Source organism: Paenarthrobacter sp. YIM B13468, assembly GCF_042788025.1.
GTDB classification, from domain to species: domain Bacteria; phylum Actinomycetota; class Actinomycetes; order Actinomycetales; family Micrococcaceae; genus Arthrobacter; species Arthrobacter aromaticivorans.
Window position 1 is genome coordinate 1 of sequence record NZ_JBHZPI010000018.1, and the last position, 11177, is coordinate 11177.

An 11177-nucleotide genomic window follows, 5' to 3' on the forward strand; every position below is an offset into this window, starting at 1 on the left:
GGATCACGATCAGGCAGCTGGGCAGTCAACCCGCTGAGGATGTGTGAGGTCTCTTCTCCTGCAGCCACGTCCAACCTCTCTTCATTGAATGTCTGGGCGCTTGCTCTGTGGGGGCGCTCAAGGAATTTCGTATTGTGAGAATAAAATTCTGCAATTCGAGATTACGTCTGCCGATGGGCAGCGTCAACACGGATTACGTAACCGCAACAGTCAACTGGGAAAGGCGGGCCCAATCAACCGAATGTGACCCTCCATACACTTGTGACGCCTTGACGTGACGTGACCTGAGTCATAGAGTACTTTCACTATTCAATAACTTGTTTCCGCTTTGTGGAAACAGTAAGAAGTGGAGATCCACGATGCAGACGACTTCATCAGTCGGCGTCACTGAGACTCCGGGAGACACAACAGCAGGTGGGCCCAACCACCCGGCCGTGGGCAACACGGACCTTTGCGCTATTGCTTCCGAAGCCGCAGGCCGTACCATCAGCCCGAGTCTTTACAACGTTGACCTCGCACCCACCAAGGCCGCAGGCCGCAAGTGGACGAGCTACAGCATCTTTACCCTCTGGGCCAATGACGTCCACAGCCTGGGTAACTATGCCTTCGCCATTGGTTTGTTCTCGCTCGGTCTAGGTGGCTGGCAGATCCTGGTGGCACTGGGAATTGGGGCTACCCTGCTTTTCGCCCTCTTGAACTTCTCCGGATTCATGGGCCAGAAGACCGGCGTTCCGTTCCCCGTCATGAGCCGCATCAGCTTCGGCATCCGCGGTGCGCAGATCGCCAGCCTCGTCCGTGGCGCCGTGGCTGTCGCTTGGTTCGGGATCCAGACATACCTGGCATCAGTGGTGCTTCGCGTCATGCTCGTCGCCATGGCCCCGGGCCTGAAAGATCTGGACAGCAACTCGATCCTGGGCCTTTCAGCGCTGGGCTGGCTCTCCTTCGTGGCTCTCTGGATAATTCAGCTGGTCATCGTCAGCTTCGGCATGGAGATGATCCGTAAATATGAGGCCTTCGCAGGTCCCATCATCCTGCTCACCATGGCTGCGATTGCAGTGTGGGTCTTCATCGAGGCCGGCGGAGCCATCCAGTGGAGCGGCATCAAGGGACTCGAAGGTGCCGACATGTGGCTCACCATCTTTGCCGGTGGGGCGTTGTGGGTTTCCATCTACGGAACGTTTGTCCTGAATTTCTGCGATTTCACCAGGTCCTCTGTCTCCAGGAAGTCCATCGTCAAGGGCAACTTCTGGGGCATCCCCATCAATATGCTGGTATTCGGTGCAATCGTGGTGGTCATGGCCGGTGGACAGTACAAGATCAATGGCACAGTCATCGAGAGCCCGTCGGACATCGTCCAGAGCATCCCCAATACTCTGTTGCTCGTCCTGGCTTGCCTTGCCTTGCTGATCCTGACCATCGCCGTGAACCTGATGGCCAACTTCGTAGCACCCGTTTATGCACTGACCAACCTCTTCCCGCGCCACCTGAACTTCCGTAAGGCGGCTTGGGTCAGCGGCACGATTGGCCTCATAATCCTGCCGTGGAACCTCTACAACAACCCGATCGTCATCGTGTACTTCCTTGGTGGCCTGGGCGCCCTGCTCGGCCCGCTGTTCGGAGTGGTCATGGCCGACTACTGGCTGGTCCGTCGGGGCAAGGTCAACGTTCCCGAGCTCTATACCGATGATCCCAAGGGCGCATACTTCTACAAGCGGGGCGTGAACCCCAAGGCCATCATTGCCATGCTCCCCGCAGCTGCCTTGGCCATCGCCATCGCCTTCATTCCAGGATTAGCTCCCGCGGCGCCGTTCGCGTGGTTCATCGGAGCCGGCGTCGCTGCGCTCACGTACTTCACTGTCGCTGACAAGAAGCAGGCCCACGAAGACGTCTCCGGCGAACCAATCGCTGTCGCCAGCACGCACTGATACAGAGGAAACCATGCGCATCCTTGTTGCAAACGTGAACACCACACAGTCCATGACCGATTCGATCGCCGCTCAGGCCCGGGCTGCTGCCGCCCCCGGCACTGAGATCGTTGGCATCACTCCACGCTTTGGTGCCGACTCCTGCGAGGGCAACTTCGAGAGCTACCTTGCCGCGATCGCTGTCATGGATGCTGTGGTCAACTATCCCGAACCTTTCGACGCCGTCATCCAGGCAGGCTACGGCGAGCACGGCCGGGAGGGGTTGCAGGAGCTCCTGGATGTCCCGGTGGTCGATATCACCGAGGCTGCTGCCAGCACGGCGATGTTCCTCGGCCATAAGTACTCGGTCGTTACTACGTTGGACCGTGCCGTCCCCTTGATTGAGGACCGCCTCAAGCTTGGCGGGCTGGAGGCACGCTGTGCCTCGGTCCGCGCCAGCGGTATGGCTGTACTGGAACTCGAGGAGCACCCGGACCGAGCCGTCGAAGCGATCGTGGGCCAGGCCGAGCAAGCTGTCCTGCAGGACAAGGCCGAGGTGATTGTCCTTGGCTGCGGTGGCATGGCTGGCCTCGACGAGCAGATCCGGCAGCGCGCCGGCGTGCCCGTTGTTGATGGTGTGGCTGCGGCCGTCACCATCGCTGAATCCTTGGTCCGGCTCGGCCTCAGCACGTCCAAAGTCCGTACCTATGCAACGCCGCGTCCGAAGACTGTCATAGGCTGGCCGATAACAGCAGCCCAGCCCACTGCGGAGCAGCCCGCGGAGGCCGCTCGCTGACGCTGGTTACAGAAGCTCAAGGCGATTCCCCGAAAGGCCACCACATGACTGACCCACGCCCGCCCGCAGACCCGAGGGTCGCCGTCGTGACCGGTGCCGGTTCCGGCATTGGGCGGGCCGTAGCCCGCCTCATGCTCGCTGATGGTTACCGTGTGGCGTTGGCAGGGCGTCGCGAAGCGCAGTTGCTGGAGACTGCGAACAACCATCCGGATGCCCTGGTGGCGCCATGCGATGTGACAGAGCCCGACGACGTCGCGCGCCTTTTCGCGGAGGTGCGGCAACGCTGGGGCCGCGTTGATGTGCTATTCAACAACGCCGGCATCTTCGGACCAGCCGGCGATGTTGGCGAGATCGACGTCGATCAGTGGGAGGCTACGTTGCGCGTCAATGTCACGGGCTCCATGCTGTGCGCCGCTGAGGCCGTGAGGACCATGAAGGCCCAGGATCCCCAGGGTGGACGCATCATCAATAACGGCTCCATCTCGGCGCATTCCCCCAGGCCCAGATCTGTTGCGTACACGGTGACGAAGCACGCGATGAGCGGCCTGACCAAGAGCATCGAGCTGGATGGCCGCGACTTCGGCATCACCTGCGGACAGATAGACATCGGCAACACCCGCACCGAGATCATGGACACCATCGGCGTTGGTTCCGGTGCCCTCCAGGCCGATGGGTCACGGAAGGTGGAGCCGATGTTCCCCGTGGCGGACGCTGCCCGGGCCGTGCTGATGATGGCCAACATGCCGGCCTCGGCCAACGTTGGTTCCCTGGTGGTGACAGCCGCGGGCATGCCGTTCATAGGCCGCGGCTAGGTCACCTGGTCTTGAGTGTGTCGTCCTGACCCTCTTTGCTTTACTCTGCCCACGGCACGCCCATATTTTGGGCGTGTCGTGGGTTTTTCCTTGCCAAAAGGGGTCAGGAAGACACGGGAGTAGGGATTCCCATCCAAATGTGACTTTCCGCAATATGGAAATTCAATTTCCCCTTGCGGAATGATGTGAGCGGGCTTACATTTTTAAACAACCCCCAAATGTGGGGCTGTTCCCAACTGATTGGTTCAGATCAATGAAGATCCCAGACTCTGCGGCGCTGAAGGCGAGTTCGGCCCCGCTGAAAAAGAAGCCACTGTATAAGTCGCTCTTTTTTCAAATCCTGATCGCCGTCGTCGCAGGTGTGCTCATCGGTCATTTCTGGCCGAACCTCGGGTCCACCCTCCGGCCGCTGGGTGATGGATTCATTCAACTCATCAAGATGATCATCGCCCCGCTGATTTTCCTCGTGATCGTCACGGGCATCTCGGCAGTCGGCGACGTCAAGGCGGTCGGAAGGGTCGGAGTCAAAGCACTCCTGTACTTCACCTGCGCCACTCTCTTCGCCCTGGTCTTCGGACTCATCGTGGGCAACATCGTCCAGCCGGGTGCCGGCCTGAACATCGATCCCTCCACGCTTTCCCAGGAAGCCGTGGACGCAAAGACCGGCCACGCGGTTCCCAAGGATGCGGCGACCTTCCTGCTGGACGTCATCCCCACCAGCGTGATCGGCGCCTTCGCCAACAACAGCCTGCTCCAGGTGCTTTTCTTCTCCGTTTTCTTCGGTGCCGCGATCGTGGTCATCGGTCGCCAGCGCTGCCTGCCGGTGATCAGCCTCATGGAGACCGTTCTGGAGCTGATCTTCAAGATCATGTCCTGGATCATGAAGGTCGCTCCGATTGGTGCCTTCGGCGCCATGGCCTTCATCATTGGCCAGTACGGGCTTGGCACGCTGGGCACGTATGCGCTTCTGATCGCATCCTGCTACGGAGCGGCCGTCGTCTTCATAGGCCTGCTGTTCCTTGTGGCCTGGGGCTTCGCCCGTGTTCCGCTGTGGCAGTTCCTGAAATACACCCGCGAGGAATTCCTGCTCGCACTCGGCACGGCGTCCACTGAAGCGGTCATGCCGCGCATCATGACCAAGCTGACCAACGCTGGCTGTTCCCGGGCAACCACCGGTCTGGTGGTTCCCACCGGCTACTCCTTCAACCTTGACGGCGCAGCGATCTACCTTTCCATCTCCCTGCTCTTCCTTGCCCAGGCGTTCGGCCACCACCTGGACCTCGGTCAGCAGTTGGCCGCACTGGGTGTGCTGCTCCTGACGTCCAAAGGCATGGCGGGTGTCCCGGGCTCATCGTTCCTGGCCCTCTCGGCCACGGCTGCCGCCCTTGGCATCTTCCCGGTTGCAGGCGTAGCACTCCTCCTCGGAGCCGACCGCCTCATGGACTCCATGCGCGTCGTCGTCAACCTGCTTGGCAACTGCGTAGCCACGTTCGTTGTAGCCAAGTGGGAAGGCCAGTTCGACCGCAGCGTCATGGTCCGTGCCTTCAATGGCGAGATTACCAACGAGGATTCAGCCATCATGCTGGGCCAGGAGGAAGTATTCGAGGAACAGGAGCTCGAACGCCTCAGCGAAGGCCACCACCCCTCACCGAAATTCCGTGGAGGTCCAACCTCGGACGAGATCCCGCAATTCGAGATGAGCAAGCCAGGGCAACCAACCACCCCGGTTTGCCCTGACTAACTCCACAGTTTGTGTACAGCCAATGCCCTCAAGACGCCGTCTTGAGGGCATTGGCTGTACGCAAAGCCGTTAGAGAGGAAGCAGTTCCGAGAGGTCCGCGCGTAGTCCGGACGCGGCAACGCGGCCAGCCGAAACGGCGTCTCCCCACGAGATCCGGCCGGTAACCAACTCAAGCCAGGTGGCGGCGTCGCACTCTATGACGTTTGGGGGAGTGCCGCGGGTGTGACGGGGCCCCTCCACGCACTGCGTGACGCCGAACGGAGGCACGCGGACCTCCACCGAATTGCCGGGCGCGCGGGCGGTGACTTCCTCGAGCGAGTAGCGCACGGCCAGCGCAATCAAAGAGCGCGACGGCGGTGCGGCGCCGGTTTCGCCGGAGGCGCCTTCACCCGATGGGCCTTCTGTTGAGGGACCTCCAGTTGAGGGGCCGACGGCGGATTGCCAGGCTGCCAGCGCAGCGCGGCCCTCGTTGACGTCGATGCGGCGTCGTGCAACTGCCATGGTTTCTTTCCTTATATAGCTAGGTGACTCAGTCGAGCATCGCGGATACGGCGTGGCCCAAGCGGATCTTGCCCACTGGACGCCCGCCGCCGAGCACGGGTTCCACGACGCGTTCCAGGACGTTGGAAACCGCGGGAATATCTACCGCGCCGCTTACGGCAAGCAGGGTCAAGCCCACCAGGGACGTAGCGCGGAGGTTGCCGTCCAGCATCTTGACGGCCACGGTTGCGCCGGTGGGAGTGGCGAGGACCAGAATCCCTTCGGCGCCGATCTTGGCCAGGATGTCCAGCTCTTCCATGACGATCGTGTTCGACTCGCCTTTGCCCTGGACCGCCCACGGGTAGTCCAGCATGGACGTGGCGATGGTTGCGGCGCGTGCGTTCGAGGAGGAATCGCCCGGTGATTTAGCCAGACGTGAATACGCCCGGGCCAGTCCAGTCAGCGAAATCGCCGCAACGGGTGCTCCGCAACCATCAATGCCCAAATGCGAGATCGTTTCGCCGCTGTATTCCTCGATCACGGTCCGCACGCGCTGCTGCAACGGATGATTCGGCTCAAGGTAACTGCGAAGATCCCAGCCGTTTTCCGTGCAGGCCCACAGGAAAGCCGCGTGCTTCCCGGAACAGTTGAACGCAAGCCTGCTCTGGCCGCGTTCGGAACGGACCAGCCAATTGCGGGCGGTTTCATCCTGCGGCCATGCGGTGGGGCACTGAAGCTGATCCTCGCGGACACCTGCCGCTTTGAGCATTCCCTCCACCACGTCCATGTGGTCCAGTGAACCGGTGTGGCTTCCGCAGGCCACAGCCACCTGTGCGCCCCGAAGCGGGACTCCGGACTGCATGGCTGCGAGGGCCTGGAATGGTTTCAGGGTGGAGCGGGCCAGGATGGGAGCATCGATGTCACCAAGCCGGGTGACTACGCTTCCGTCACCGGCAAGGACGACGGCAGCACCGATGTGCCGGGACTCGATAAAGCCACTGCGTTCGATGACTGCCAGTTCGACGGCGGACTCAACGTTGAACGTTTCATGCGAACTCATGGGCATGAGGCCAGTCTAGGGCGCGACGGCTGTGTTCCCTGGTCACATGCGAGGTCCGGGCGCGGTCCCGGATCCAGTCATTCGTTGCCGGGGAACCGACACAGCTTAGGCCCCGCGCCCTACACAAAGTACCCTTGAAGACTGTGAAGGTACTCGTCATTGGCCCAGGCGGCCGCGAACACGCCATTGTCCGCTCTCTGCTTGAAGATCCCAACGTTTCCGAGGTCCACGCTGCCCCGGGCAACGCGGGCATCAGCAAACTCGTTCCCACGCACGCAATTGACGGGAACAACCCGGAAGCCGTGTCCGCGCTCGCCACCAAGCTGGGCGTAGACCTGGTTGTCGTCGGTCCGGAGGCTCCCTTGGCCGCCGGTGTGTCCGACGCCGTCCGTGCAGCCGGGATTCCGGTCTTCGGACCGAGCAAGGAAGCAGCCCAGCTCGAAGCGTCCAAGGCCTTTGCCAAGCAGATCATGGCTGAGGCCGGTGTTCCCACGGCCATGGCCCGCGTTGCCACCAATGCGGAGGAAGCCGCGGACGCCCTGGCGACGTTCGGCGCTCCACACGTTGTCAAGGACGACGGCCTCGCCGCAGGCAAGGGCGTTGTGGTCACCAACGACCGCGAGGAAGCCCTCGCGCATGCGCAGGCTTGTTTCGACGCTGGCGGAACAGTTGTCATCGAAGAATTCCTCGACGGCCCCGAAGTTTCCCTGTTCGTCCTCTGCGATGGACGCACCACCGTTCCCCTGTCTCCGGCGCAGGACTTCAAGCGCATCTACGATAACGACGAAGGCCCGAACACTGGTGGCATGGGTGCCTACACGCCGCTTGAGTGGGCTCCCGAAGGCCTGGTCCAGGAAGTTATCGACCGCGTCGCCCAGCCAACCGTGGATGAGATGGCACGCCGCGGCACGCCCTTCATCGGCGTGTTGTACTGCGGCCTTGCACTCACCTCGCGCGGTACGCGCGTCATCGAGTTCAACGTACGCTTCGGCGACCCCGAGACCCAGGCAGTCCTCGCCCGACTCAAGACTCCGCTCGGTGCGCTGCTCCTGGCAGCTGCCAAGGGCGAACTGGACACCGCAGAGGAGCTGCGCTGGTCCAAGGACACGGCAGTCGCCGTCGTCGTGGCCGCCGAAAACTATCCGGATACTCCCCGCACAGGGGATCGCATCCGCGGCCTGAAGAAGGTGGACGAGCTCGAAGGCGTCCACGTTGTCCACGCCGGCACCAGGCTGGATGAGGAAGGCAAAGTGGTTTCGGCCGGCGGTCGCGTTCTCGCAGTGGTCGCGCTCGGTTCCGATCTGGTGGAGGCCCGCGAAAAAGCGTACGACGGCGTTGAGCTGGTTCAGCTTGAAGGCTCGCAGTTCCGTACGGATATCGGAGGCAAGGCCGCCCGCGGTGAAATCCGAGTGCCCTACGCAGCAACCGGAACCCTCCCGAAAGTACAGGCCTGAGCATGACTGATTCGCTCCCCACAGGCGGTTTCAAAACCGAGACCCTGCAGCTTCCGGGCTGGACGCACGTCTATTCCGGCAAGGTTCGCGACCTCTACGTCCCCACGGATGAATCCATCACTGAAAAGGTCGGCCAGGAGTGCGTACTGGTGGTTGCCAGCGACCGCATCAGTGCCTACGACCACGTCCTGAGCAGCGAAATCCCTGACAAGGGCCGCATACTGACGCAGCTCAGCCTGTGGTGGTTCGATCAGCTGGATGTTGAGAACCACGTGCTGGCCTCCACGGTTGAGGGTGGCGTTCCGGCCGCCGTCGAGGGCCGGGCCATGATCTGCAAGAAGCTGGAGATGTTCCCGGTGGAGTGCATCGCCCGTGGCTACCTCACGGGTTCCGGGCTGGAGGAGTACAAGCACTCCCGTACGGTCTGCAACATCCCGCTTCCCGACGGGCTTGTTGACGGTTCCCGCCTGGAGAAGGCACTGTTCACGCCCTCTGCCAAGGCCGACGTCGGCGAGCACGACGTCAACATCACCTATGACGACGTCGTGGCCATAGTCGGTGACGACATCGCCGCCCGCCTCAGCGAACTCACGCTGAAGATCTACACCCGCGCTGAGGAGATCGCCCGCGAACGGGGCATCATCCTTGCCGACACCAAGGTGGAGTTCGGCCTCGACACGTACACGGGCATCATCACGCTTGGCGATGAAGTCCTCACCCCGGACTCCTCCCGTTTCTGGGACGCATCCACTTATGCGCCGGGCCAGTCGCAGCCCTCGTATGACAAGCAGTACGTCCGTGACTGGCTGACCTCGGCCGAGTCCGGCTGGGACAAGTCCTCGGACACGCCTCCGCCGGCCTTGCCCGCTGAAGTCGTGGAGCGCACCCGTGCCCGCTACGTGGAAGCCTACGAGAAACTCACAGGGCGAACGTTCGCCTAACTTTGCACCAAACAGCCCCGGACCAGTTCAAGTTCACCACTGGTCCGGGGCTTTTTGTGTGTCTTCGTGGTTGGCTAGCTTGCTTCGGAGTGCGCTTCCGGGTGTGATGCAGCGGCGCGGCGTTCCGCCAGACGGATCTCCAGGACAGCATCCATTGCTTGCTGGACCCGGTCCGAGGCGCCGGCTGCACTGAAGTCGTGCTGGGCCTCTTCCAGATAGTGCAGGGCCTCCGTGGTTTCACCTGCTGCCTTCAAGGACTTCCCCAGCAACAGCGAGACCTCTCCAGCCGTGTGGCGGGCCAATACCTTGCGGTCCTTGTAGATCTCGCGAAGCTTGTCCACCGCGGCCGGAATATCGCCCGTCAGGTACAGCCAGCGTGCGCGGATGAAAGCTACTTCCAGCTGGTCCGTCTTGTTTCCCCCGACGATGGACAACGCCAGCTCGGCACGTTCAATTGCGGACAGGGTTTCGGGCTCAACAATGCCGGACGACAACCTGACAGCGGCCGATGCCTTGTTGAATCGGGCCCACAGTTCGATGTCGTTGGCGGGGGAGAGTAGCTTTGCCGCGCGCTCGTGGTGCTTGATGCCCTCCACGTAGTCGTGTCGCATGAAAGCAACGTTGCCCACCACCCACGCGACCTCGCCGGCCAGCTGGGACATGGAGTGCTCGTCCATGTGCTCGATCATGGTCAGGCAGTACTCCCATGCTTCGTCAAGCTTGCCGCTCTCCGCGAGGGCGCCGATCAGCGCCCGGTGCGCGCCGATAATCAGCGTGGATCCCTTGGGCAGCTGTTCGGACAGTTGCACAGCTTTCTTTGCATGCTCGACGGCGGTGGCCAGCTGACCTTGTCCGTGACAGACTGCGGCAAGCATCTGCCATGCCCGGACGCCAAGCCCTGCCGATTCCGTCGCCATGGGGTGTTCCAACAAATGTTCGACAATTTGCTGGCATTCCTTGAGTTGGCCTTGCTTCATCACGCACTCGGCCTGCATGTAGGTCATATTCCACCAGGCGCTGTTGTTCTTCGCCTCGAGGGCGATCTGCGCGGCAGTCGCTGCATGGCTTGCTGCGAGTTGGTAGTCGCGCAGGTCCCACGCTTGCCGGGCATACAAACCAGCCAGCACGTACTCTGCATCGCTCACGGAGACAGGTTGGCTCCAGGCTTCCAACGCCTTGGGCGCTAGCTCGAGCCTGCGTGCCAGCTCTTCGATGACCTCGGCAGTAGGCTCGCGACGACCTGTTTCAAGCAGCGAAATGTAGCTCGGGGAATACAGGTTTTTGCCCAGTTCTGCCTGCGTCAACCCGCGTTCGAGCCGTTCGGCACGTAGCTTCTCGCCGAATCCGTTTCCCACGGGGTCCTCCTACAGGTGTCTTTTCACCAAAACCTTGACAGTCTCTGTGGAAAACATTTTACAATGTATGTCAACAGGGACCGTGCAATTTCCGTAACGAATCCGACTCGCATTGGGGAACATAATGTTCAAGAAAATGGCCGCTTCGGTGGCCTTGGCAGGCGCTCTCGCTTTTACGGTTGCGGCTCCCGCAGTCGTCTCTGCTGCTGCAGCGGCAGACTCCGGCTCGGTAAGTGCTATTGGCAACTGGCCCGATCCTATGAGGTCCACCACCACGTCAGGTGACACGACGTACACGACGTCGTCCATCGGCAACTGGCCGGATCCTATGTAAATCAGTAATTACTGAAGAAACCCCGGAGCGTGACGAGCGATGCTCCGGGGTTTTCTTTTGCGTTCCTGCGGGTGCTCGGGTTTGCAGGCGGCCGGCGGGGATGTGTGGCTTGGACGAACGTCCGTGTCGTGGCGGCACTCAGGGCATCCCCGGACAAACAAAAATGGCGCCGATTTCTCGACGCCATTTCCTTTTTGGTCGGGATGACAGGATTTGAACCTGCGACCTCTTCGTCCCGAACGAAGCGCGCTACCAAGCTGCGCTACATCCCGATCCGCTGCGAAAGCAACTGTTCAAGGA

General features: G+C 61.6%; 10 protein-coding genes and 1 tRNA gene. 7 read left to right on the plus strand and 4 right to left on the minus strand.

From position 1 onward, the window contains the following. The first annotated feature begins 359 nt into the window (after positions 1-359). The 4 genes from ACFX4T_RS16760 (at position 360) to ACFX4T_RS16775 (ending at position 5253) form a co-directional block, all read left to right on the plus strand. The gene (locus ACFX4T_RS16760) at positions 360-1925 is read left to right on the plus strand and encodes an NCS1 family nucleobase:cation symporter-1 (protein ID WP_377652753.1); all 1566 of its coding nucleotides are present in this window, start codon (positions 360-362) and stop codon (positions 1923-1925) included. Between the two features lie 13 nt (positions 1926-1938). Beyond that, entirely contained in the window at positions 1939-2700 is a 762-nt protein-coding gene (locus ACFX4T_RS16765; protein ID WP_377652755.1) for an aspartate/glutamate racemase family protein, read from the plus strand. A 44-nt stretch (positions 2701-2744) separates the two neighbouring features. Beyond that, on the plus strand, positions 2745-3512 hold the full coding sequence (locus tag ACFX4T_RS16770; protein ID WP_377652757.1) for an SDR family oxidoreductase: 768 nt from the start codon (positions 2745-2747) through the stop codon (positions 3510-3512). A 253-nt stretch (positions 3513-3765) separates the two neighbouring features. Further along, entirely contained in the window at positions 3766-5253 is a 1488-nt protein-coding gene (locus ACFX4T_RS16775) for a cation:dicarboxylate symporter family transporter (RefSeq protein ID WP_223946866.1), read from the plus strand. 69 nt (positions 5254-5322) lie between these two features. Here the strand turns inward: ACFX4T_RS16775 and ACFX4T_RS16780 are convergent, their stop codons facing one another. Both ACFX4T_RS16780 and ACFX4T_RS16785 read right to left on the minus strand, forming a co-directional pair. Next, positions 5323-5754, minus strand: a complete 432-nt coding sequence (locus tag ACFX4T_RS16780) for a sterol carrier family protein (protein WP_377652759.1) — start codon at positions 5752-5754, stop codon at positions 5323-5325. A gap of 28 nt (positions 5755-5782) precedes the next feature. Next, the gene (locus ACFX4T_RS16785) at positions 5783-6799 is read right to left on the minus strand and encodes an asparaginase (RefSeq protein WP_216927002.1); all 1017 of its coding nucleotides are present in this window, start codon (positions 6797-6799) and stop codon (positions 5783-5785) included. A gap of 137 nt (positions 6800-6936) precedes the next feature. Between ACFX4T_RS16785 and purD the strand changes: the two genes are divergently transcribed. Both purD and ACFX4T_RS16795 read left to right on the plus strand, forming a co-directional pair. Next, complete coding sequence (gene purD, locus ACFX4T_RS16790; RefSeq protein ID WP_377652909.1) at positions 6937-8247, plus strand: phosphoribosylamine--glycine ligase; 1311 nt, start codon at positions 6937-6939, stop codon at positions 8245-8247. Positions 8248-8249: 2 nt separating this feature from the next. After that, entirely contained in the window at positions 8250-9188 is a 939-nt protein-coding gene (locus tag ACFX4T_RS16795) for a phosphoribosylaminoimidazolesuccinocarboxamide synthase (protein WP_223946865.1), read from the plus strand. 74 nt (positions 9189-9262) lie between these two features. On the opposite strand, the gene ACFX4T_RS16800 is transcribed toward ACFX4T_RS16795, so the two are convergent. Beyond that, entirely contained in the window at positions 9263-10543 is a 1281-nt protein-coding gene (locus ACFX4T_RS16800) for a helix-turn-helix transcriptional regulator (protein WP_216927004.1), read from the minus strand. A gap of 124 nt (positions 10544-10667) precedes the next feature. Between ACFX4T_RS16800 and ACFX4T_RS16805 the strand changes: the two genes are divergently transcribed. After that, a complete protein-coding gene (locus ACFX4T_RS16805) occupies positions 10668-10877 on the plus strand; it encodes a hypothetical protein (protein WP_216927005.1) in 210 nt (69 codons plus the stop codon). 195 nt (positions 10878-11072) lie between these two features. Here ACFX4T_RS16805 and ACFX4T_RS16810 read toward each other — a convergent pair. Then, positions 11073-11149, minus strand: a tRNA-Pro gene (locus ACFX4T_RS16810). Between the last annotated feature and the right edge of the window lie 28 nt (positions 11150-11177).